Raw genomic sequence first — 22,132 nt, forward strand, 5'->3', positions numbered from 1 at the left:
TCCAGGGGCAGCTGAATTCGCCGCCCTTCACCGAGGGTTCATTTATGTGACGAACTAGTCCCTGTCAAATAACTTGTGACTGGTTAGTTACACTTTGTGGCGTTCCACCAGAAACGCTGCTGCCGCACAGATGAGCAAGGGCGCGCAGTAGGCTCCGAAAAGCGCCGGTAACGGTGCGTTTGCCGCCATCAGGTAGCCGCCCAGCATCGGGCCGATCACCGCCCCGCCCCGGCCCACGCCAATGGCCCAACCCACGCCGGTGGCGCGCACCTCGCTGGGATAGGCGCCCGCCGCGATCGGCCAGACGCCGTTGTATCCCCCCTGCAGGGTCACGCCGATCACGAAGGCGACGACCAGCGTCAGCCACACCGGCATTGCGATCGATCCGAAAGCCACCATCGCCACGCCCGCGCCGGTCAGCATCACGGGAACCAGCTTTCCCAGCGGCACGCGCAAGGCAAGGACGCTCATCGCCATCGTGCCGACGAAGGCACCAAGGTTGTAGAGCGCGCCAGCGTAAATACCGTTGGTCTCCGAAAGGCCCGCCGCGATCGACAGCTTCGGGATCCAGCTGACGATGAAGTAGAGCACCATCAGTCCGAAGAACACGGCACACCACAGGGCGATGGTCCGTGCGCGCAGGGCCGGAGCAAACAACTGGCCTACCTTGCCCGCCGAGGCGCGCCCCTGGCTCGCCTCAGGTTTCACATGAGGCAGGAGCAGCCACGCTGCCGGCAACAGCGCCACCGTCAGCACCGCAGCGCCCAGCAGCATGGCCTGCCAGCCATGGATCGGAAGCGCATGCGCCACGATCAGCCCGGTGAACACCGCCGCAAAGGGATACCCTGCCTGTACCACGCCCACCGCCAGATTGCGCTGTGCGGGAGGCGCGCTCTCCGCGGCAAGCGCCGCCATCGCCGCGAGCACCGTTCCGATGCCCGAGCCCACGATCACCCGCATCGCGAACAGGAATGGCACGTTCGGAGCGATACTGCTGGCGAACATGCCGACCGACATCAGGCACAGCGCCGCAAGGATAACCGCGCGCCGCCCACGCCGATCAGCCAGCGGGGCAATGAACATGCCGCCGATGGCCATGCCGAGAAGGCCAGCGCTGAACAGGTTGCCCATCGTTGCTGCGCCAATGCCCCATTCCGCCTGCAGTCGCGGAGCAATGAACGACAGGATCGTCACGTCCACGCCGTCGGCCATGTTGATCGCGAAGCACAGAGCAACGATGCCCAAGGCCTTGCGCGACCACTCCGTGGGGCCGTCGGCCATGGAACCGGGTGCGGGAAGTGCCATTCGTCCTCTCCTTTGGGCGCAAGGGCAGACGTCCGGCCGATCCTTGGGCGAGCAGCAATAGCTGCCCGGCCGGTCAGTCCTTCTTCGTCACCCAGGCCAGAATGATGTCCGCCACCTGCCCCGCCCGTCGCTCGATCGCCTCGGGGCTGGTCATGTCCACCCCGAAGTTGTGCGCGAAGGTGAACTGGTTGGAGACGTTGTAGAAACTCAATGCGGTCAGATTGAGATGCAGGTCCACCGGGTCGATGCCATCGCGGAAAGTACCTTCCGCCTGCCCCCGGGCGATGATGCTTTCGAGGATGCCGATGACCCGGCGGTTGCCTTGCGGCAGGCCCTCGATCTGCTTGAGATGTTCGGCGCGGTGGATGTTCTCGTTCATCACCAGTCGCACCAGTTCAGGATGGCGCGCGTGATAGCGCACGTCATGCTCGATCAGACGGCGCAGCGCGTCGGTAGCGCTGCCGCTCTCGATGTCGACTTCGGCCTCGCTCTCGCGGACGCGAGCATAAGCGCGTTGCAGGACGGCACGGTAGAGTTCGTCCTTGCCCTCGAAATAGTAGTAGATCTTGCGCTTGGTCGCCTTGCCCGCAATTTCGTCGATCCGCGCCCCGGCGAGGCCCTTCTCGACAAATTCGTTGGTGGCGATGTCGATGATCTGGTTGATCGCCTGCTCGCGGCTTTCCGCGCGACTCCGGCGTTCCGGCTTCTTCGCTATTTCGCTCTCGGGCAAGATGGTGGTCTCCGCGACTGGCACGAGGTCCTCTCGCTCGCCATCGAGCGCCTGCCCCGTTGGCAGCGATGCTAGCGGGATTTTCGGCTGCGGTCTGCCCGTGACACAGCGCGCGCGCAGGTTTTCCCCGCCCATAAGCGCCGTTCCGGCCACCGCATCAGAAATTCCCTTCACATTCCTCCCCTTGCGCCCGCACTACATTTATGTAACGAACTAGTCCCTAACATTTAGAGATGTCAACCTCGCAAGAGCCGAGGCGACGGAGAGCCTGCAGTGCCCATCAAGACGTCCATCGCCACCGTTTCGATCAGTGGTACGCTCGATGCCAAGCTGCAGGCCATCGCTGCTGCCGGATACGACGGGGCCGAGATCTTCGAGAACGACCTTCTTTCGACGCACCTCTCGGCACGCGACATCTCAAGCATGATGGCTGATCTCGGCCTTGCCTGCACGATGTTCCAGCCGTTCCGCGATCTCGACGGATTGCCCGAACCGCAGCGCACCCGCGCGTTCGACCGGCTCGAGCGCAAGTTCGACGTCATGCAGGAACTTGGCACCGATCTGCTCCTGCTCTGCTCAAGCTGCTCAACCATCGCTTCAGCCGATCGCGCCCACACCATCGCCGATCTTCACGAAGCCGGGGAACGCGCCGCCGCACGCGGCCTGCGCATCGGCTACGAAGCGCTTGCCTGGGGCCGCCACGTCAACGATCACCGCGACGCCTGGAGCATCGTGCGCGACGTGGATCACCCGGCCATCGGCCTCGTGCTCGATAGCTTCCACTCGCTCTCGCGCCGCATCCCCTCCTCCAGCATCGGCGATATCCGCGCCGACAAGCTGTTCATTGTGCAAGTAGCCGACGCCCCGGTGCTCGACATGGACCTTCTGCAGTGGAGCCGCCACTTCCGCTCGATGCCGGGCCAAGGCGACTTTCCACTCGATGATTGGGCGCAGGCGATCCGCAAGATCGGCTACGACGGGTATTGGAGCCTCGAGATCTTCAACGACCGCTTCCGCGCAGGTTCGGCCAGCGGCGTGGCGCTCGATGGCTATCGCTCACTGCGCCTTCTCGAGGGCGGAATTGCGAAGCCCTCTGTCGCTGCCCCCATCTTGCCGCCGCGGGCCACCACCACGGGCGTCGAGTTCATCGAATTTGCCGCCAGCCACGAAGAAGCCGAGGCACTTGGCGCCATGCTCCGCCCGCTCGGCTTCCGCCCCACCGCGCGCCATCGCAGCAAGGACGTTACCCGCTGGACGCAAGGCGCGGCGAGCATCGTCGTGAATTGCGAGCCCGAAGGCCTCGCCCACAGCTTTGACATGGTCCACGGCGCCGCCGTCTGCGCGCTCGGACTTACCGTGCCGGACGTTTCCGCAGCGCTTTCTCGCGCCGACTTTCTGCGCATCCCCCGATTCGAACAGGCAGTCGGCCCCGACGAGTGGCCGATCCCGAGCGTGCGCGGCGTCGGAGGCAGCCTGATCTACCTCGTCGATGAAGCCAGCCGCGAGGCGATGTGGGCTCATGAGTTCCCTCACGCTCTCGAACCCGAAGCCGCGCCACTGCTGAATGGCGTCGACCACATTGCGCAGACCATGCAGTACGAGGAATTCCTCAGCTGGCTGCTGTTCTACGTCGCCCTGCTGGACGTTGAGAAGACGCCCCAGCTCGAGATCGCCGACCCGATGGGCCTCGTGCAGAGTCAGGCGGTCGAAAACGCCGATCGTTCGGTACGTTTCACGCTCAACGGCTCGCTCGCCAGCCAGTCGCTGACTTCGCGCTTCGTGCAGAACTATTTCGGTGCGGGGGTGCAGCATATCGCCTTTGCCACGTCCGACGTCTTCGCCGTGGCCGAAGCTGCCCGCGCCGATGGCCTGCCGGTCCTCGAAATTCCGCGCAACTACTACGACGATCTCGAAGCGCGCTGGGGACTGGATCCCGGACTGATCGAGCGGATGGCTCGGCTCGGCATCCTCTACGACTGCGACGGCGAGGCGGAATACTTCCAGTTTTACAGTCGCGCCTTCGCCCGACGCGTCTTCTTCGAAGTGGTCGAGCGACGCGGATACGCCGGATACGGTGCAGCCAATGCCCCGATCCGCCTTGCCGCGCAGGCCAGACACAAACCCGAATATCTCGATTGAGGAAGCTCATGCGCCTGATCGCCACGATAGCAACCGCCGCGCTGGCAACTGCCACGAGCGCGCACGCCGCTGAACCCGCGCTCGAATTCGCCTTCGAGGAAACGGTCACGCTCGATGCCGATGTGACTGTCGGCCAGACCTCGCTTGGCACCCGCAACATCGTGCCCATTACAGGCGGCACCTTCGAAGGCTCCGGCATTCGCGGCACGATAATGGGCGGTGGCTGGGACTGGCAATTGCGGCGCGCCGATGGCTGCCTGCAGATCAAGGCTGATTACATGCTGCGCACCGATGACGGCGCCGTGATCAACGTCGTCAACACCGGCGTCAGTTGCCGCGCCAAGGACCCCAAGGCAGTCGTCCGTACCCACCCCGTCTTCGAAGCGCCGCAGGGCAAGTACGACTGGCTCTCGCAAGGCTGCTTCATCGGCACGCTCGATCCGGTGAGCCTGCCCGGTGGCAAGCGCGCGGTGCGCATCCGCTTCTACCGCGTCAGCTGAACGCGCAACGATAACAGACAAAGGAGAGGACAAGATGGCCCGTTTCACCCCACTGGCGGCGTTCGCCTGCGCTGCCCTGGTCGCCGCGCCCACCAGCGCCAAGACACCCGCCGAGCGCTCCGTCCCGGTCAATCCCGAACCGTCGATGGCCGACAAGTTCCCGCAGGTGGCGGTCGCCTTTCCCGGCGGGGTCAAGGCGTGGCGCGACGTGACCTATCAGGTCAACCCCGGCTACCGCCCGCAGATCGTCGACATCTATGTGCCCGCCGGCAAGGGCCCGCATCCGCTTGTGCTCTATATTCACGGCGGTGGCTGGATGGGAGGCCACACCCGCCAGTCAGGCGCCTTCGACAATTTCCCGAAGATGCTCGCCGCCTTTGCCGCCGAGGGCTTCACCGTCGCCAGCGTCGAATATCGCCTGTCGGGCGAGGCCACCTTCCCGGCGCAGGCCAAGGACATCTTTGCCGCCCTGCGCTTCCTGCGCCAGAATGCAGCGCAATATCACATCGATCCATCGCGCGTCGGCGTGTTCGGCGGTTCGGCGGGGGGCCACCTCGCTGCACTTACGGGCCTTGCCTGCACCAACGGCAAGATCGACGCCACGCTCGATCCCGCCTCGGCCAATGATGCCTGCGTGCAAGCCACCGCCGCTTGGTATGGCATCCACGATTTCGCCACGATGCCGCGCATAACGCAGAAGGATTCTGCCGAGCAGCGCCTGCTCGGCTGCAAGGACAGCACCTGCACGCCCGAAGCCATCCGCACCGCCAGCCCGATCAGCTATGTCGATGTCAAGGACGCACCGGTGCTGCTGCTCCACGGCGTAGACGACAAGGTCGTGCCCGTTGGCCAGTCGCAACAGCTCGAAGCCGCGCTGAAGGCCGCAGGCGTTCCTGTGAGCGCCACCTACTACCCCGGCATCGACCACAGCTTCATGGGCGCAACGCTGGACGATACCCGCCGCACCTCGCTCAAGGCGATGAACGCGACCTTCGATTTCTTCCACGACAAGCTGGGAGTGCCGCGCAAGTGATCCGCAAGCTGATCGCGGCGCTGTCTCTCGCCGCCGCACAGTCGGCTCTGGCCGAGCCGATCGAAGTCGACGGCGGTCAGATCGAAGGCGTCACCCTCCCCTCCGGAATCGAAGCCTGGCTCGGCGTGCCCTTTGCCGCGCCGCCCCTGCGTGAACTGCGCTGGAAGGCACCACAGCCGGTGGAGCCCTGGTCGGGCCTCCGCCACGCCGACCGCTTCGCCCCCGAATGCCTCCAGCCCCTGCGCGGTTCGCTCCAGAACCATTACTTCGGCAACGAGGCGACCAGCGAGGACTGCCTCTACCTCAACATCTGGGCCCCGAAGAATGCCGCCAAGGTCCCCGTCGTGGTGTGGATCTACGGCGGCGGTTTCAACATCGGCTCGGCCTCGATGGCAAACTATTCGGGCGCACCACTGGCGCGCGATGGAGTGGTCCGGGTCAACCTCGCCTATCGCGTCGGTGCGCTGGGCTTTCTTGCCCACCCAGACCTTACCGCCGAAGCGGGCGCTTCGGGCAACTATGGCTTGATGGACCAGATCGCCGCGCTGCAATGGGTTCAGCGCAATATCGCCAAGTTCGGTGGAGATCCTGCCAATGTCACCATTGTCGGCCAATCGGCAGGGGCAATGTCAGTCTCGCTGCTGCAGGCATCTCCGCTCGCCAAGGGCCTGTTTGCAAAGGCCGTTGCCATGAGCGGCAGCGCGTTCGGTGGCATGCTCGGCCCCATCTCGCTGGCCACGGCGGAAGAGCAGGGCATTGCCCTGCAAAAAGAACTTGGTGCAGCCTCGCTAACCGAAATGCGCGGCCTCCCCGGTGACCGCATCATTTCAGCAACAACGCCCAGAAGTCCTATCGTCCGCGACGGCAAGGTCGTCACCGGCTCCAACGAAGAGGTTTTCGCTGCACGCCAACAGTCCGACGTTCCGATACTGATCGGCTACACCCGCGACGAGAGCTTTCGCCCCTTCGCACCTGCGGACAACAGCCTCGGCCTCGCTGCCGCCGTCCGCGAACGCTATCCCGCGAGCGCCGACGCGATCCTGAAGGCATATGCTTCAAGCGGCCCGCGCGCCGCTACCGACATCGCGCGCGATGGCTCGGTGGGCCTGCAGATGGGTGACTGGGCACTGGCGCAGCGCAAGTATGGACGAGCACCCACCTATGCCTATCTGTTCACCCGACGCCAGCCCTATGGGCCGGGTATCAGGTTCAGCGATCACGATCCGGCCACGGTCGGGGCCTACCACACCGGCGACGTGCCCTACTGGCTGCGCACGCGAGATTCGCTCAACCTGTTCCGCCAGACCCGCATCTGGGAACCAGCCGATGAGTCGCTCGAGAACGAGATGGCAGGGGCGCTGCTCTCGTTCGCCCGCACCGGCGTTCCTGCCAGCACCACGGTCGGCTCATGGCCCGCGTTCAGGCCGGAAAAGCCGCAACTCGTCTGGCTTGGGGAAAAATCGTCGGTGGTAACCTGGCCGCATCTTAGCGACTTTGCCCTGCTGCGGGATGGCAAAGCGCCAACCCGACCGGCATCCTCACGGCCGCGAGACTGATGCGTCCATTCTACAGGCTTATCTGCGCGGCACTTGTGGCACTGCTCGCCTCTGCGCCGGGACGTGGTCAGCCCGCCGAATGCAGTCCCGATGCAGAGCTTACCTATCTCTGCGGCCTGCAGAAGCCGGAAGATTTGCTTGCCGTGCCCGGCACGTCATGGTTGGTCGTAAGCGGATTTGCGAAAGGCGCCGGCCTGAAACTGGTTGACGCCCGTACACGATCCTACCGGCAATGGTATACTGGCGAGGAACGCCACCTCGCCCCCGACGCGGAAGCCTTCCCTTATTGCCCAGGCCCGCCAGACCCTGCCTTGTTCAACACCCGCGGGCTGTCGCTGCGCCCCCTCGCCGCCGGCCATTTCCGACTGCTCGTCGTCAACCACGGCGGGCGGGAATCGATCGAGGCGTTCGATGTAACGCTCGAACAAGGCAAGGAGCCGAACCTCCTGTGGCGCGGCTGCGTCGTCATGCCCGCAGGACAAGTCGGCAACAGCGTCGCGCAGTTCGCGGACGGGACCATGCTGGTCACGGTGCTCACCCGCCCGGGCACCACGATCGGCGATTTCATGCTGGGCCGGAAGACAGGTGCCGTCTGGCAACGCGGTCCCGCAGACCACCAATTTCGGCTCTTGCCCGGCACTGAACTTCCCGGCAACAACGGCATCGAAGCCGATCCCGACCAGCGCCGCTTCTATGTCGTGGCGTTTGGCTGGCACGCCGTCGTCGTCTTCGACCGAAAGGACACGCGTCGCCCGCTAGCTCGGATCAGCGCGCCGGACTTCATGCCGGACAATATCCACTGGACTGGCGGACACCTTCTGCTCGCCGGCATGCGGCTCGACGAACCGGCTTGCGGCGGCCTTCGCAAGGTCGTGAAGGGAGAAGCGGACCCGATGCTCTGCAAGCGAGGCTGGATCGTCGGCGAACTCGACACGGGCACGGGACGCATCGCAACTTTCGCCTATGGCACCCCGCGCCAGCAATTTAACGGCCTGTCGGCAGCCGCCTTGGTGGGGCGCGAACTGTGGCTCGGTTCCTTCCAAAGCGAACGATTGGGAATCGCAGGAGGTCCCGAGGCCCGAGATGAATTGCGGCGGCCCCTCCCATAGCCGGCCCGACCGCAGCATATGGTGCTAACGCCCGTTGGTAGGAAGCCGATGATTTTCCTTGGAAAGCACCTTAAAGAAGGTGGTGCCGCTTACGTGACTCGAACACGTGACCCCATCATTACGAATGATGTGCTCTACCAACTGAGCTAAAGCGGCGTGCCTCTTGGGCAGGGGCGCCGTTTAGCCAGCACCCGGGTGCTAGGCAACCCTTTTTCGGCTCGCGCCGGAGCGATTCACGTTGCCCGGTCGGCGCTCCATTCGCTGACAGCCGCAACCATGGCATTGGCGATGTGCGCAACGTCCTCCTCTTGGGCGACAAGCGGGGGCGTGGTGTACAGAATATCCCGGAAAGGGCGAAGCCACACACCGCTTGCGATGCAGCTTGCGGAAAGGCGATCGGCGGGCGCTGGGCCATCCAGCTGGATCACGCCGATCGCACCGCGCACGCGCACGTCCCTCACCCCAGGCAATTCCTGGGCAGGTTCGAGCAACGCCTGAAGCTGCCGACCGATTGCGCGAGCCTGAGCAAGACGCGGTTCCTGTTCGAAAAGATCCAGCGAAGCATTGGCCGCTGCACAACCCAGGGCATTGCCCATATAGGTCGGCCCATGCATCAAAGCATGCATCGGATCGTCGGACAGGAAGCCTTCGTGGATACGGCGACTGGCGATCGTGGCGGCAAGTGGCAGTGTCCCGCCGGTCAAGGCCTTGGACAACGTGACAATGTCAGGCTGCACGCCCGCGATCTCACAAGCAAACATCGCGTCGCCAAGCCGTCCAAGCCCCACGAAAATTTCGTCGAAGATCAGCAGGAGTTCGTGGGTATCTGCAAGGCGCCGCAGAGCCTGCAATGTAAACGGATCGTGAAAGACCATGCCGCCCGCACCCTGCACCAGGGGCTCGACAACAATGCCGGCAAGATCCTTGCCATGCTGGTCCAGCAGTTCGCCAAGCGCAGCCTCTTGCGCAGCATTCGTGGGGAGGTTGACCACGATCTGTTCAAGCAATGCCCCCTTGAACAGGCTGTGCATGCCCTCATCCGGATCGCAAACGCTCATCGTTGCGAAGGTATCGCCGTGATAGCCGCCCTTGAAACAGAGGAACTTCGTTCGGCGCCGTCCGCGATTGAGCCAATATTGCGAAGCCATTTTCATTGCGACTTCGACGGCGACCGAACCGGAGTCGCTGAAGAAGACGTGGTCCAGATCGCCGGGCAGCAATGCAGCGAGCCGCTGTGCCAAGGTATAGGCCTGCTCATGGGCCAGACCGCCCAGCATGACATGGGGCAATGTCTCAAGCTGGCGACGCACCGCATCCTCGATATGCGGATGGCGGTAGCCATGGACGCAGGCCCACCAGCTGGAAATGCCGTCTATCAGTTCCCTCCCGTCGGAGAGACGAAGCCGAGTACCGGCCGCAGACGCCACCGGCAGGGGAGCTTTGGCAGTCTGCATCTGGGTGTACGGAAGCCACACATGCTTCCGGCCCTTGTCGAACCAGTCCGGGGCGGTCATGTGACTGTCCTTATCCTGCGTGGCTTGTGCTGAAGGGCCGCACGAAACGGCCAGCGTCCGATCGCTTCCCATGGTCCGCCCAGATAGCGGTGTAGCGCCAGCCCGGCAAAGGCAAAGCGGGACGGCTCAAAATTGCGCGCCAGCAGTTCTTGCAATGCACGCGCTTCGCCTTGCGAGACCTTGTTCTGTATGGTCACGTGGAGACGGGGGCGATGGCTGTCCTGCACCGTCAGCATTCCATGAAAGTGCTCGGCAATAGAATCGCGCAGGGCGATCATTGCAGGACTTTCGATCAGGAACGCGGTGCCCGTGCCAAGATCCATGACGCGCCGCAACTGCGCATCGACTGGAGGCGTGGCGCTCGCCATCCGAGACAGCAGATCGCGCGCCTCCGCCTCAACCTGCGGGGGCAGCGAATGGAACAGCGTGACATGGGCCGAGATCCAGTTGCGCTCCGCGGGGAAGTGGGCGCGGCGCAGACGATCAAGCCGGGCCTGCAATTCTGGCGGAAGGCTAGCCGTCACCACCAGCGGCGCTGTTCGGGAAGGATGCGATACCACCGCATCTGCCTGAGCAGCATTCACAGCGATTTCAAGAGAAATGGAGAAGTGGGAACATTCGGCAAAGTCGAGACGGCGGCACGCGTCCGCTGCCCGGCACAGCCGGAATGTTCCCTGGATACTGGAGAAGCAAGCTCCTCCCGTGCCTCCGGGGCAGAGGTTTAAGCGATGTTACTTAATAATGGAAGAACCTGCGCTTATCGGAAATCCTGCCGAATCGGTTCCAGGTCACAGGTCGCCGCGCGCCTTGCGCAGCGCGAACCATTTGGCAACATTAGCGTTATGCTGTTGCAAGGTGTCTGCGAAGACGTGGCCACCGGTCCCATCGGCAACCATGAATAATGCTTCCGTTTCGGCAGGATCAAGCACCGCGGCAATCGAGTCGCGGCCCGGATTGGTGATCGGGCCTTTCGGCAGTCCAACCATCGTGTAGGTGTTGTATCCGTTCACGGCCTGGATTTCGGACTGGCGAATGCGCCGCCCGAGCGGCTTGCCCTTGGTGATAGGGTAGATGATCGTCGGATCGGCCTGCAGCAGCATGCCCTTGCGCAGGCGATTGGAGTAAAGCCCGGCCACCATGCGGCGCTCCTCGGGCTTGCCGGTTTCCTTTTCGACGATGGAGGCGAGGATCAGAGCCTCCTGTGGCGTCTTGGCGACGGTGCGAGGGCTGCGCTTGGCCCAAAGCTCGGCCAGCGTCTTGTCCATTGCTGCCTGCATGCGCTTGAGCACTGCGGCACGTGGTTCGCCCTTCTGCCAGTCGTAGCTGTCCGGCAGGACGGAGCCTTCCTCGGGAGCGGAGATCTCGCCAGTCAGATCCTTGTTGGCCGACAGGCGCTCGGCGACGAGGATAGACGGCATGCCCTCGGGAACGGTAATCAGGCGGCGGATTACCTTGTCACCCTTCAGGATTTCAAGAACGGTCGCTTCGCTGGCCCGTCTGGGAATCAGGAACGAGCCTGCCTTGATCTCGGTGCCTCCGCCAAGCAGCTTCGCCCGCAGCTTGAACAGTGTGGCCGAGCCGATCGCACCCTGCCCTTGCAGATCGTCAGCCAGAGCACTCAGGCCCTCGCCTTCGCCAACATCAAATTCGATCTGCTGCTCAAGGGGGCCGGAAGCGTACCAGCCACCCACGAGCCAGCCGGCGAGAGCAAGCAAGATGACGGCTGCCGCAAGCAACGGCAGCCGGGATGGACGACGGCGGGCCATCGCTGCGTCCTTAGTCTTCGATCGCCTTGACGATCACGCTGGCATTGGTGCCGCCAAAACCGAACGAATTGTTCAGTGCCGCACGCACCTTGCGCTGGCGTGCCTTGAGCGGGACAAGGTCTACGCCCTCGGTGCCTTCGTCGGGGTTATGCAGGTTAAGCGTCGGCGGAACGATCTGGTCGCGGATGGCGAGGATGCAGAATATCGTCTCGACCGCGCCGGCACCGCCAAGCAGGTGGCCGATGGCCGACTTGGTACTGCTCATCGAAGCGCCCGAAAGATCATCGCCGAGCACGCGCTTGACCGCAGCCAGTTCGATCGTGTCGGCCATGGTCGAAGTGCCGTGAGCGTTGACGTAATCAATGTCGCCCGGCTCCATACCCGCCTTGCGCATCGCCATGCGCATGGCGAGTTCGGCGCCCTTGCCTTCAGGGTGGGGTGCAGTGACGTGGTAGGCGTCGCCGGAGAGGCCGTAACCGACGACTTCGGCGTAGATCTTCGCCCCACGCGCCTTGGCATGCTCGTATTCCTCGAGCACGACAACGCCTGCGCCTTCCCCCATCACGAAGCCATCGCGGTCCTTATCGTAAGGACGGCTCGCCTCTTCGGGACGGTCGTTGTAGCTGCAGTTCAGTGCGCGGGCCTGCGCGAATCCGGCCACGCCCAAGGGGTTGATGGTACTTTCCGCACCACCTGCCAGCATCACGTCGGCATCGCCGTCCTTGATCATGCGCGCGGCATCGCCGATCGAGTGCGCGCCGGTCGAGCAGGCAGTGACCACAGCGTGGTTTGGCCCCATCAGGCCGTACTTGATCGAAACCTGGCCGGAGATCAGGTTGATCAGGCGGCCGTGGACGAAGTGCGGAGAGACGCGGCCCGGGCCCTTCTCGTGCAGGACAATCGATTCGCTTTCGATGCCCGGAAGGCCACCGATGCCCGAACCGATCGAGCAGCCGGTGCGCATCTTGAGATCGTCGTCCATGTCGGCAAGGCCGGCGTCTTCGAGCGCCTGTCCAGCGGCATCGATGCCGAACACGATGAATGGATCGACCTGACGCTGGATCTTGTGATCGACACGCCTTCCGGCATCAAAGCCGTATTCGTGGTCAGCAGGCTTTACCTCGCAGGCGATCTTGCACTTCTGGTCGCTGGTGTCGAACTTGGTAATCAGGCCCGCGCCGCTCTTGCCGGCGAGCAGGTTCTTCCACACGGTATCCACGTCTGCGCCCAGCGGGGTGACGAGGCCAAGTCCGGTTACGACGACACGACGCATTGAAATCTCCGGAAAATAAGCAAACAGGCCCAGCCCCTGAATTAGGGCTGAGCCTGCCGAAGTCCTCCCCTGCCCGACATCGAGTGCCTTGGCAGCCCTTCGACACGCTCAGGGCAATAGGGGGATGTGGGCGATCAGCCCTTGTTTTCGTCGATGTACTTGATCGCGTCCGAAACAGTCGAGATCTTCTCGGCCGCATCGTCGGGGATCTCGACGCCGAATTCTTCTTCGAACGCCATCACCAGCTCAACGATGTCGAGCGAGTCAGCGCCCAGATCGTCGATGAAGCTGGCTTCTTCGGTGACCTTGTCAGCCTCGACGCCGAGGTGCTCGACAACGATCTTCTTAACGCGGTCGGCGGTATCGCTCATGAAATGCCCCTTCGAAGGAAAGCGGTTGGTTATCTGTTTCGGACTTCGCCCTAATCAACGCAAAGGGCGCTGGCAAGAGGCGCGCTGTGGATCACCTCAGCGCACGCCCTGTCCGTCTCAGCCTTTTGTCTGCTCGACGACGCGGATGTTCAACTCGCGCAGCTGCTTGAGTGCGGCAGGAGACGGTGCGCCCATCAGCAGATCCTCGGCGCGCTGGTTCATCGGGAACAGCGTGATCTCGCGCAGATTCTGCGCACCGCAGATCAGCATGACGATGCGATCGACGCCAGCGGCCATGCCACCATGCGGGGGCGCGCCATACTGGAAGGCGCGATAGAGGCCGCCGAAGCGCTCTTCCACGTCAGCCTTGGACAAACCGACGATCTCGAATGCCTTGACCATCGTTTCGGGCGACTGGTTGCGGATCGAACCCGAGGCGATCTCGAAGCCGTTGCAGACGAGGTCGTACTGGAAGGCGTTGATCGTCAGCGGGTCTTGGGTGTTCAGCGCCTCGATCCCGCCCTGCGGCATCGAGAACGGGTTGTGGCTGAACTCGACCTTCTTGTTCTCCTCATCCCACTCGTAGAACGGAAAGTCGACGATCCAGCACAGCTCGAACCGGTCCTTGTCGATCAAGCCAAGCTGATCGGCGACGCGGGTGCGGGCGGCACCGGCAAGCTTGGCGGCCTGGCCCTCCTTGCTGGCAGCGAAGAAGCAGCCATCATCCGGGCCGAGACCGAGCTTGTCGAACAGCGCGGCCATCTTGTCGGCGCCGTGGTTCTTGGCGATCGGCCCGCCAAATTCGCCACCCTTGCGAGTGACATAGCCCAGACCTGCGTGGCCTTCGGACCGCGCCCAGTCATTCATGTCGTCGAAGAACTTGCGGCTCTTGTCCGCCGTGCCCGGTGCCGGGATAAGACGCACGACGCCACCGGTGCCGACGATCTTCTCGAACAGGCCAAAGCCCGACTGGGTGAATTCTTCCGAAACATCCGAGATGATGATCGGGTTGCGCAGATCCGGCTTGTCCGAACCGTACTTGAGCATCGCTTCGGCATAGGGAATGCGCGGAAAGCTGCCAGTCGGCGTCACAGAGCGCCCGTTGGCAAATGCTTCGAATACGCCGCCGATGACCGGCTCCATCGTTTCCCACACTTCTTCCTGGGTCACGAAGCTCATCTCAAGGTCGAGCTGGTAGAATTCGCCCGGCAGACGGTCGGCGCGCGGATCCTCGTCGCGGAAGCAGGGAGCGATCTGGAAATAGCGGTCGAAGCCCGCCACCATCAGCAGCTGCTTGTACTGCTGCGGCGCCTGCGGCAGTGCATAGAACTTGCCGGGATGGATGCGGCTCGGCACGAGGAAGTCGCGCGCACCTTCGGGCGAGGATGCGGTGAGGATCGGCGTCGAGTATTCGGTGAACCCTGCGCCTTCCATGCGGCGGCGCATGTCCGAGATGACCTTGGTGCGCGTGACGATGTTTGCGTGCAGCGTCTCGCGGCGCAGGTCGAGGAAGCGATAGCGCAAGCGAATGTCTTCAGGGTACTCCTGCTCGCCAGCCACCGGCATCGGCAATTCCTCGGCGGCGGAAAGCACTGTTGCACCACGCGCGAAGACTTCGATCTCGCCGGTCGGCAGGTTGGCATTGATAGTGCCTTCCGAGCGCGCCTTGACCTCGCCGTCGATGGTCACGACCGATTCCACGCGCAGCGCTTCCAGGATCGGCAGTGCCGGACTGTCAGCATCGGCGACGATCTGCGTCATGCCATAGTGATCGCGCAGATCGACGAAGAGAACGCCGCCGTGATCGCGCTTGCGGTGCACCCAGCCCGAAAGGCGGACGGTCTGCCCGACATCACCGCGCGTGAGGGCGCCGCAGGTATGGGAACGGTAAAGGTGCATCGAAACTCTTTCCAATCGGTCTGCAATCGGGCAGGGGGAATGGGCGGCTAACAGGCGATGGCCGCGCTTTTGTCAAGCCGCGCTCCCTGACGGGAGCACCACCGGGTCGCCCTTACCGGCGCGCCATACAGAAAAGACCGATGAAGATACATCCCCTGATCACGACGACCGACGCTCTGGCTGACTTGTGCGAGCGTCTGGCAAAAGCCGATTTCATCACGGTCGACACCGAATTCATGCGCGAGAACACCTACTGGCCGGAACTGTGCCTGGTGCAGATCGCCGATGACAAGGAAGCCGCAGCGATCGATCCGCTGGCGCCTGGGCTGGACATGACGCCGCTGCTCGACCTGCTGGTGGACAACGAGGATGTGCTCAAGGTCTTCCACGCTGGCGGACAGGACGTGGAGATCATCTACAACCTCACCGGCAAGACCCCGCACCCGATCTTCGACACGCAGATCGCAATGATGGCGGTCAGCCAGTCGGAACAGATCGGCTATTCCAACCTCGTCGAATCCTGGCTCGGCTTCTCGATCGACAAGGGCGCCCGCTTCACCGACTGGTCGCGCCGCCCGCTGACCGACCGACAGATCGAATATGCCATCGGCGACGTCACCCATCTGTCCAAGATCTTCCCCAAGCTGCTCAAACGCCTGATCAAGACCGGTCGTGGCGAGTGGCTGGACATCGAGATGGAGAAGCTCGCCGATCCGGAGAATTACCGGACCGACATGGACACCGTCTGGCAGAAGATCCGCGCGCCCAGCCGCAACCCGGCCGTGCTTGGTCGGCTCAAGGCGCTGGCTGCATGGCGCGAGCGCGAGGCGATGGACAAGAACATCCCGCGTGGCCGCATCATGCGCGATGAAACGCTGGCGGATATCGCCAGCCACCCGCCCAAGGAGCAGCAGGACCTTGCCAAGGTGCGCGGGCTCTCGACGGGATGGAAGGATAACGACATCGGGCGCCGACTGATGCAGACGCTGGCCGAAGCCAAGCCCCTGACCGACGCCGAGATGCCGCCCAAGGCGCCCCGCGGCGCCCCGCTCGGCAAGGAAGGCGCGCTGGTCGCAGATCTGCTCAAGCTCCTGCTCAAGATCCGCAGCCGCGAGATCGATATCGCTGCGCGCCTCCTCGCGCGGACGGACGATCTCGAACTGCTTGCAGCTGGTCAGCGCAAGAACCTGCCGATCCTCGAAGGCTGGCGCTTCGAGCAGTTCGGTCGCGACGCCCTTGAACTGGTAGAGGGCAAGCTGGCGTTCGCGGTGGTGAACGGCCGGCTCAAGATGGCCCATATCGACGATATCGGCGGTTCCGCAGACAAGCCCGAAGTCGTCGTTCACGTGGACGAATAGGTCAAGATGAGCACATACCTGCCCACGCTCAAGCAATTGCAGTACCTCGTGGCCTTGCACGAGCATGGGCATTTCGGGCGTGCGGCGGACTCGTGCTTCGTCTCGCAATCGACGCTGTCAGCCGGTCTGCGCGAGCTGGAATCGCTGCTGGGCGTCGTGCTGGTCGAACGCACTCGCCGCGTGGTCCGCTTCACGCCGCTGGGAAATCAGGTGGTGGCCAAGGCGCATCGTCTGCTGCGCGAGGCCGAGGAGCTTTCCGAACTGGTGCAGAGCCACGGCGCGCCCCTGGCCGGCGAGTTGCGCATGAGCGTGATCCCGACGATCGCGCCGTTCCTGCTGCCGCGCATCCTGCCGCGCCTGCGCAAGGAGCGCCCGCAGCTCAAGCTGTTCCTGCGCGAGGAGCCGAGTGCCGCGGCAATCGAATCGCTCCACCATGGCCGGGCTGACTGCGTGCTGCTGGCCCTCCCCTACGCCACTGGCGAAGTCGAAACCGAAGTCCTGTTCAAGGACGAATTGCTGGTGGCCTTCCCCAAGGACGATCCGCGCGATCCGCCTGCAACGATCACCGCAGACCTGATCGACGAGAACCGCCTGCTCCTGCTCGAAGACGGCCACTGCCTGAAAGAGCACGCACTGGCCGCCTGCAACCGCCCCGAAATGCGCGCCAGTGCCACGATGATCGGCACATCGCTCCACACGCTGGTGCAGATGGTCGACAACGGGCTTGGCCTCACCATGCTGCCACAGATGGCGATCGATGCGGGCATCCTGCACGATACCCAGATCGTCGCCCGCCCGCTGAAGGCCGACCACGCCTGGCGCGACATTGCGTTGGTCTGGCGCCGCAACAGCCCCCGCGCCGAGGAGTTCCACATGCTGGCGCAGGAACTCCGGGCGGGTTGAGCGCTCTAAATTCCCGCTAGCACGAGACCCGCCAAGGCGCAGACACCAAGCGTCGTGATGATGCCCACGCGCAGACGAAAGATCATCACCGCGCTTCCAAGCGCGATGACCAGCACTCTCCAGTCAAGGGAAGCTAGGTCGGGCAGATCCAGCGTGATGGCCCCCAAGCTAGTCGGCGTAAGACGCGCGAACAGGACGTGCAGGGCAAACCACAGCGTCAGGTTCGCTATCACGCCCACCACGGCCGCGGTGATAGCCGCCAATCCACCCTTCAGACGCGGCGCATTCTCCAGCCGGTCCAACCAAGGGCTGAACGCGAATATCCACATGAAGCAAGGCACGAAGGTCACCCAAGTCGTCAGGATTGCGCCCAGGAGTCCGGCAAGGTAGGGGCCGAACGGCTCTGGCGCGCGAAACGCGGCAAGGTAGCCCACGAACTGCGTAACCATGATCAGCGGCCCGGGCGTCGTTTCGGCAAGGCCCAGTCCATCGGCCATTTCACCGGGCCGCAGCCAGCCGAACCCGTCGACCGCCTGCTGCGCCATGTAGGCAAGCACGGCATAGGCCCCGCCGAAGGTCACGACTGCCAGCTGGGAAAAGAACACGCCGATCTTCCACAGCACGTGGTCGGCGCCCAGAGTTGTCAGCACCAAGGCCAAGGGCAATGCCCAGATCATCGCGCCAACGGCAATGGCGCGCATTGTGGCACCCCAGGGGCGCGGCCCGCTGGTCTCAACCGGCGCGCTGGACTTGACCCCGAGCATGTCGGGTCGTCGCGCTGCGATCACCATGCCGAGTGCCCCTGCTCCGAGAACGACCGCAGGGAACGGTACGGCAAATACCGCCAGCCCGATGAAGGCCGCGAGCGCTATGATCTTCTTGGCCGGCGTGCCAAGCGCCCGCCCGGCAATCCGCAGGAGCGCCTGCACGACAATCGCCAGAACGGCCGCCTTGATGCCGAGAAACAGTGCGGAAAACCAGCCAAGACCTGCCGCGGCCGCATAGAGCATCGACAGGGCGAGAATCACCGCGGCCCCCGGCAGGACGAAGAGCAGCCCCATGGCCAGCCCACCGCGATTGCCGTGCAGCTTCCAGCCGATCCACGTCGCCAGCTGCTGCGCTTCCGGGCCAGGCAGAAGATGGCAGAAATTCAGCGCGTGCAGGAACTGGTCCTCGCTGACCCAGCGGCGTTCGTCCACCAGTTCGCGATGCATCAGGGCGATCTGTCCGGCCGGACCGCCGAAACTGAGGCAGCCGATCCGCGCGCCCACGCGAACCAGCTCGGAGAAATCGGGTTTATTCAGCAAATCTGTACGTTCACTCATGATCAGCCCAACTACCTGCGGCCCGCAAAGCGGGCCGTGCAGGCAACGCTTGGGCTCCTGCCATGGCAGAACGCCTGACCGGGAGGTTGCATCGCCCCGGACATCCAGTAGCGCTCATTTAACTGCCGCTATCCAAAACCGCAAGCGCGCTCAATCCATGTGCTTGAGGCCGACGCGCAAGTAGTCCCAGCCCGTGACCACGGTCAGCACCGCTGCGCCCCACAGCGTGGTGAGGCCAACGGTATGCGGGACGTTCACCGTCAAACCTCCAGCTGTCACCAGCCAATCGGGCAGGGCCTGACCGAGGATCAACGCGCCGAGCGAGATCATCTGGAACGTCGTCTTCCATTTCGCGAGGCGGCTGACCGGCACGGAGACACGCAGGCCCCCGAGAAACTCCCGCAAACCAGACACCGCGATCTCGCGCAGCAGAATCACCAACCCGGCGATCACGTGCATGTCGCCAACGTACGGTCCGCGCAGCACGCCCTGCGCTGTCAGCACCAGGATAACGGCGGCGACCATGATCTTGTCGGCTATCGGATCAAGGAAGACGCCCAGCTTGCTGACGGTCCCCTGGGCGCGAGCAAGATAGCCATCGAAATAATCGGTGACCCCCATCAGGCAATAGACGCCAAAGGCGAGCCCATAACCGAGGTGCCATTCCGGCCACCAAAGCAGCGCCGCCAGCAAGGGCACCGTAACGATCCGTGACAGGGTGAGCAGATTGGGCAGCGTCAGCATGGAAAAGAGGCATAGCCTGCATTCGCGCCAAACGGAATCGCAACATTCACCGCTTAAGACAGCCACCGCAAAACCTCTTGCCCGCAATCCTCACCGGGCTAAGGGTGCGCTCAAGAAGAGATGTCGGCAAAGGGTTCATGACAACATCGACGCATCTGGTGCGCACGCGCCGTTTCCTGCCGCTGTTCGTCACCCAGCTGCTGGGGGCCTTCAACGACAATCTCTACAAGAACGCGATGGTCCTGTACGTGGTGTACAGCGTCTACAATTCGGAAGCTGCCGAAGCGCGCTTCTCCGCCATCGCTTCGGGCCTGTTCATCCTGCCCTTCTTCCTGCTCTCAGCCTTGGCAGGCCAGTTGGCCGACATGCGTGACAAGGCAAAGATCATCCGCGTCGTGAAAGCGTGTGAGATCGCGATCATGCTTGTCGGTGGGACGGGCCTTGTCCTGGCCTGGCTGGGGCTTGAAGTCGAACAGGTGGCGATTCCGCTGATGCTTGCCGCCCTGCTGGCAATGGGCGTGCATTCCACGTTCTTCGGCCCGATCAAGTACGCCATCCTGCCGCAGCATCTCCATGACGGCGAGGTTCTGGCAGGCACCGGACTCGTCGAGGCAGGCACCTATATCGCCATCCTCGCCGGCACGATCCTGGCAGGCTGGATTCCGGTGGAAGTGGCGGCAGGTGGCGTAGTCGTGACGGCGCTCATCGGCTACTTCTCCGGTCGACAGGTCCCCCCTGCCCCGCCGATGATCGAGGCACAGAAGATCGATTTCAACGTCTTCACGTCATCGTGGAGACTGATCCGCAACACGACGCGGCACCGACAGGTGTTCATGGCGATCGTGGCGATCAGCTTCTTCTGGACCGTCGGCACCGTGCTGTTCATCCAGTTTCCGCCCCTTGCCAAGAACGTGCTTTCTGCCAGCAAGGAGGTGGCAAGCCTCTTTCTGGTGATGTTCTCGATCGGCATTGCCATCGGTTCGATGTCGATCAACGCGCTGCTCAAGGGGACCGTCTCGGCGCGTTATTCGCCCGCGTCGGTGATCGTGATGGGCCTGTTCATCGCGGCGTTCCATCAGGTTTGCGATTACTGGCCCGCACATCCCGGCATGCCATTGATGGACGTTGCCACCTTCATCGCCCAGCCCCTCGCCATCCCCCTGCTGCTTTGCCTGCTCGGCATCGCAGTGGCAGGCGGCATGTTCGTCGTGCCGCTCTACGCATTCCTGACGACCGTGGTCGACAAGTCCGAGACAGCCCGCACGATCGCTGCCAATAACATCGTTAATTCAGGAGCCATGGTGGTGGGGTCGCTGCTCGCGGTTGGCCTCAGCGCAGCAGGGGTCGCCATTGTCGACCAGTTGCTGCTCGGCGCAGCGATGTGCGTGGTCTCGGCCTGGCTCGGCTATCTGCTGTACCGCGCGGAGAAGGCTGCCAAGGCAGTCTGATCAGGCGATAAACACCATGATTGCCAGGAAGCAGGCGCAATAGGCGATCAGGAAATCGCGGATATCCTGCATGGATATGCGCCGCAGGTTGACTGGTTCAGACCGTATGTCTGCTTCGCGCAGCAGAGCCTCTGCCCGCTTCATCGCCGCCAGCACTTCCGGCTCATGGCGCGGCAACTCGCGCAACGCGTGCCGCGGCAACTGGGCGCGGAACGGGTGGCGTGCGGTGCCATAGGCGGTGCTGGGCGACATGGTCATGACCTGATCTTAACGCTTTTTTCACCCTTCGGTATCCCGGCATTCTGCACTTTTTGCAGTCGTGCCTGTTCGGGACAGTCTGGCGCAGACAGAAAGAGGCCGCCCCATCCGGGACGGCCTCCGGTGACCGGCCTGCCGGTCAAAACTGGTCCTGAATTGAATCAGACGTCGTCGCCGAGTGCGCCCTTGACCTTCCCGGCCGTCTGTTGCGCTTCACCCTTGCGCTCCTGCGCCACGCCTTCACCATGGAGGCGGGCGTTGTCGGTTGCCTTGCCCGCTGCCTGCTTGGTGTTGCCAATGGCTTCGTTGGCAAGGCCCTTGGCGCGATCGGTCAGCTCACCCATCTTTGATCTCCTTGAATTTACGGCGAAGTTGCATCGCCTTCACGAAAATCAATACGCACTGAATCCGCCGCGGTTCCGGCTTAGAGCACTCCTGCCATGCGTAGGATAAGGTTCCATTCGACTGGTCGCACGGCACCCACGGACAGGCGCGAAAGCCGGATCAGATCCATCTCCTGAAGTTCCGGCGTGGCCTTTATCTGCTTCAGGGTGACCGTCTGCGGCAACTTCTCGACCGGCTTAACCTTCACCGCCGCCCACTTGCCTTCCGGATCGGTAGGATCAGTCAGACCGCCCTCGCTGATCACGATCACGCCAACTACCTCGACACCAATGTTGGAATGATAAAAGAACGCCAGATCGCCAGCCTGCATTGTGCGCAGGTTGCGCGCGGCGAGGTGGTTGCGCACGCCGTCCCACGTGCCCTCGCCCTCGGCAACAAGATCATCCCAGCCGTAGACATCCGGTTCGGACTTCATCAGCCACAAGTTGCGGCCAGTCGTGTCGGTGATGTTGATTTTGGTCATGAAACCCCACGCGAATCCCGTTACAGGCGGTTT

At 63.3% G+C, this 22,132-nt stretch carries 21 protein-coding genes and 1 tRNA gene; 8 read left to right on the forward strand and 14 right to left on the reverse strand.

The features are described from left to right. Positions 1-87: 87 nt before the first annotated feature. Together AC3WLM_RS04425 and AC3WLM_RS04430 are read right to left on the reverse strand one after the other, a co-directional pair. Positions 88-1,305 (reverse strand): MFS transporter, encoded by a 1,218-nt coding sequence (locus tag AC3WLM_RS04425; RefSeq protein WP_492476713.1) that lies wholly within the window; start codon positions 1,303-1,305, stop codon positions 88-90. Positions 1,306-1,378: 73 nt separating this feature from the next. Continuing rightward, positions 1,379-2,209, reverse strand: coding sequence for a TetR/AcrR family transcriptional regulator (locus AC3WLM_RS04430; protein ID WP_230487681.1), 831 nt, complete (start codon positions 2,207-2,209; stop codon positions 1,379-1,381). A 99-nt stretch (positions 2,210-2,308) separates the two neighbouring features. Here AC3WLM_RS04430 and AC3WLM_RS04435 point away from each other — a divergent pair, with 99 nt between their 5' ends. The 5 genes from AC3WLM_RS04435 (at position 2,309) to AC3WLM_RS04455 (ending at position 8,372) form a co-directional block, all read left to right on the forward strand. Continuing rightward, complete coding sequence (locus AC3WLM_RS04435) at positions 2,309-4,174, forward strand: bifunctional sugar phosphate isomerase/epimerase/4-hydroxyphenylpyruvate dioxygenase family protein (RefSeq protein WP_492476714.1); 1,866 nt, start codon at positions 2,309-2,311, stop codon at positions 4,172-4,174. Continuing rightward, positions 4,171-4,674, forward strand: a complete 504-nt coding sequence (locus AC3WLM_RS04440; RefSeq protein WP_231735697.1) for a DUF3237 domain-containing protein — start codon at positions 4,171-4,173, stop codon at positions 4,672-4,674. The genes AC3WLM_RS04435 and AC3WLM_RS04440 overlap by 4 nt, the downstream gene beginning before the upstream one ends. A 34-nt stretch (positions 4,675-4,708) precedes the next feature. Further along, entirely contained in the window at positions 4,709-5,707 is a 999-nt protein-coding gene (locus AC3WLM_RS04445; RefSeq protein ID WP_062348130.1) for an alpha/beta hydrolase, read from the forward strand. Next, complete coding sequence (locus tag AC3WLM_RS04450) at positions 5,704-7,263, forward strand: carboxylesterase/lipase family protein (RefSeq protein ID WP_062348127.1); 1,560 nt, start codon at positions 5,704-5,706, stop codon at positions 7,261-7,263. Before AC3WLM_RS04445 ends, AC3WLM_RS04450 begins: the two co-directional genes overlap by 4 nt. Positions 7,264-7,574: 311 nt before the next feature. Beyond that, positions 7,575-8,372: a hypothetical protein gene (locus AC3WLM_RS04455; RefSeq protein WP_492476715.1), complete on the forward strand. Its 798-nt coding sequence runs from the start codon at positions 7,575-7,577 to the stop codon at positions 8,370-8,372. Between the two features lie 80 nt (positions 8,373-8,452). Here AC3WLM_RS04455 and AC3WLM_RS04460 read toward each other — a convergent pair. The 7 genes from AC3WLM_RS04460 to aspS form a co-directional block, all read right to left on the reverse strand. After that, positions 8,453-8,528, reverse strand: a tRNA-Thr gene (locus AC3WLM_RS04460). Positions 8,529-8,605: 77 nt separating this feature from the next. After that, complete coding sequence (locus AC3WLM_RS04465; RefSeq protein ID WP_492476716.1) at positions 8,606-9,886, reverse strand: adenosylmethionine--8-amino-7-oxononanoate transaminase; 1,281 nt, start codon at positions 9,884-9,886, stop codon at positions 8,606-8,608. Continuing rightward, positions 9,883-10,446, reverse strand: a complete 564-nt coding sequence (locus AC3WLM_RS04470) for a 2'-5' RNA ligase family protein (protein ID WP_492476717.1) — start codon at positions 10,444-10,446, stop codon at positions 9,883-9,885. The genes AC3WLM_RS04465 and AC3WLM_RS04470 overlap by 4 nt, the downstream gene beginning before the upstream one ends. 228 nt (positions 10,447-10,674) lie before the next feature. Next, a complete protein-coding gene (gene mltG, locus AC3WLM_RS04475) occupies positions 10,675-11,652 on the reverse strand; it encodes an endolytic transglycosylase MltG (RefSeq protein WP_492476718.1) in 978 nt (325 codons plus the stop codon). Between the two features lie 10 nt (positions 11,653-11,662). Next, a complete protein-coding gene (gene fabF / locus AC3WLM_RS04480) occupies positions 11,663-12,925 on the reverse strand; it encodes a beta-ketoacyl-ACP synthase II (protein ID WP_492476719.1) in 1,263 nt (420 codons plus the stop codon). Between the two features lie 134 nt (positions 12,926-13,059). Continuing rightward, positions 13,060-13,296, reverse strand: a complete 237-nt coding sequence (locus AC3WLM_RS04485) for an acyl carrier protein (RefSeq protein ID WP_011444997.1) — start codon at positions 13,294-13,296, stop codon at positions 13,060-13,062. 117 nt (positions 13,297-13,413) lie between these two features. Beyond that, entirely contained in the window at positions 13,414-15,195 is a 1,782-nt protein-coding gene (gene aspS, locus AC3WLM_RS04490; RefSeq protein ID WP_492476720.1) for an aspartate--tRNA ligase, read from the reverse strand. 140 nt (positions 15,196-15,335) lie between these two features. On the opposite strand from aspS, the gene rnd reads away from it, so the two are divergent. Both rnd and AC3WLM_RS04500 read left to right on the forward strand, forming a co-directional pair. Beyond that, positions 15,336-16,553 carry a ribonuclease D gene (gene rnd, locus AC3WLM_RS04495; protein ID WP_492476721.1) on the forward strand — a complete coding sequence of 406 codons (1,218 nt, stop codon included), beginning with the start codon at positions 15,336-15,338 and terminating at the stop codon, positions 16,551-16,553. Positions 16,554-16,559: 6 nt separating this feature from the next. Then, positions 16,560-17,456, forward strand: a complete 897-nt coding sequence (locus tag AC3WLM_RS04500; protein WP_039334235.1) for a hydrogen peroxide-inducible genes activator — start codon at positions 16,560-16,562, stop codon at positions 17,454-17,456. Between the two features lie 5 nt (positions 17,457-17,461). Here AC3WLM_RS04500 and chrA read toward each other — a convergent pair whose 3' ends face one another. Then, a complete protein-coding gene (chrA, locus tag AC3WLM_RS04505) occupies positions 17,462-18,781 on the reverse strand; it encodes a chromate efflux transporter (RefSeq protein WP_492476722.1) in 1,320 nt (439 codons plus the stop codon). A 150-nt stretch (positions 18,782-18,931) separates the two neighbouring features. Continuing rightward, entirely contained in the window at positions 18,932-19,525 is a 594-nt protein-coding gene (gene pgsA / locus AC3WLM_RS04510) for a CDP-diacylglycerol--glycerol-3-phosphate 3-phosphatidyltransferase (RefSeq protein WP_492476723.1), read from the reverse strand. 137 nt (positions 19,526-19,662) lie between these two features. Here pgsA and AC3WLM_RS04515 point away from each other — a divergent pair, with 137 nt between their 5' ends. Continuing rightward, positions 19,663-20,973: an MFS transporter gene (locus tag AC3WLM_RS04515; protein WP_039334426.1), complete on the forward strand. Its 1,311-nt coding sequence runs from the start codon at positions 19,663-19,665 to the stop codon at positions 20,971-20,973. Here AC3WLM_RS04515 and AC3WLM_RS04520 read toward each other — a convergent pair whose 3' ends face one another. The 3 genes from AC3WLM_RS04520 to AC3WLM_RS04530 form a co-directional block, all read right to left on the reverse strand. Continuing rightward, the gene (locus AC3WLM_RS04520) at positions 20,974-21,231 is read right to left on the reverse strand and encodes a hypothetical protein (protein ID WP_039334239.1); all 258 of its coding nucleotides are present in this window, start codon (positions 21,229-21,231) and stop codon (positions 20,974-20,976) included. 161 nt (positions 21,232-21,392) lie between these two features. Beyond that, on the reverse strand, positions 21,393-21,575 hold the full coding sequence (locus AC3WLM_RS04525) for a CsbD family protein (RefSeq protein ID WP_492476724.1): 183 nt from the start codon (positions 21,573-21,575) through the stop codon (positions 21,393-21,395). A gap of 80 nt (positions 21,576-21,655) precedes the next feature. Next, positions 21,656-22,099, reverse strand: coding sequence for an EVE domain-containing protein (locus tag AC3WLM_RS04530; protein WP_039334244.1), 444 nt, complete (start codon positions 22,097-22,099; stop codon positions 21,656-21,658). Between the last annotated feature and the right edge of the window lie 33 nt (positions 22,100-22,132).

The sequence above is a fragment of the Novosphingobium sp. FW305-C-30-35 genome (genome assembly GCF_058783135.1).

Bases quoted from the DNA above. Each gene is read 5' to 3' on its own strand.
- AC3WLM_RS04515 (WP_039334426.1), top strand. From the start codon at position 19,663: ATGACAACATCGACGCATCTGGTGCGCACGCGCCGTTTCCTGCCGCTG.
- mltG (WP_492476718.1), bottom strand. From the start codon at position 11,652: ATGGCCCGCCGTCGTCCATCCCGGCTGCCGTTGCTTGCGGCAGCCGTC.
- AC3WLM_RS04485 (WP_011444997.1), bottom strand. From the start codon at position 13,296: ATGAGCGATACCGCCGACCGCGTTAAGAAGATCGTTGTCGAGCACCTC.
- AC3WLM_RS04525 (WP_492476724.1), bottom strand. From the start codon at position 21,575: ATGGGTGAGCTGACCGATCGCGCCAAGGGCCTTGCCAACGAAGCCATT.
- AC3WLM_RS04500 (WP_039334235.1), top strand. From the start codon at position 16,560: ATGAGCACATACCTGCCCACGCTCAAGCAATTGCAGTACCTCGTGGCC.
- AC3WLM_RS04530 (WP_039334244.1), bottom strand. From the start codon at position 22,099: ATGACCAAAATCAACATCACCGACACGACTGGCCGCAACTTGTGGCTG.
- fabF (WP_492476719.1), bottom strand. From the start codon at position 12,925: ATGCGTCGTGTCGTCGTAACCGGACTTGGCCTCGTCACCCCGCTGGGC.
- aspS (WP_492476720.1), bottom strand. From the start codon at position 15,195: ATGCACCTTTACCGTTCCCATACCTGCGGCGCCCTCACGCGCGGTGAT.
- AC3WLM_RS04445 (WP_062348130.1), top strand. From the start codon at position 4,709: ATGGCCCGTTTCACCCCACTGGCGGCGTTCGCCTGCGCTGCCCTGGTC.
- pgsA (WP_492476723.1), bottom strand. From the start codon at position 19,525: ATGCTGACGCTGCCCAATCTGCTCACCCTGTCACGGATCGTTACGGTG.
- AC3WLM_RS04465 (WP_492476716.1), bottom strand. From the start codon at position 9,886: ATGACCGCCCCGGACTGGTTCGACAAGGGCCGGAAGCATGTGTGGCTT.
- AC3WLM_RS04425 (WP_492476713.1), bottom strand. From the start codon at position 1,305: ATGGCACTTCCCGCACCCGGTTCCATGGCCGACGGCCCCACGGAGTGG.
- chrA (WP_492476722.1), bottom strand. From the start codon at position 18,781: ATGAGTGAACGTACAGATTTGCTGAATAAACCCGATTTCTCCGAGCTG.
- AC3WLM_RS04520 (WP_039334239.1), bottom strand. From the start codon at position 21,231: ATGACCATGTCGCCCAGCACCGCCTATGGCACCGCACGCCACCCGTTC.
- rnd (WP_492476721.1), top strand. From the start codon at position 15,336: ATGAAGATACATCCCCTGATCACGACGACCGACGCTCTGGCTGACTTG.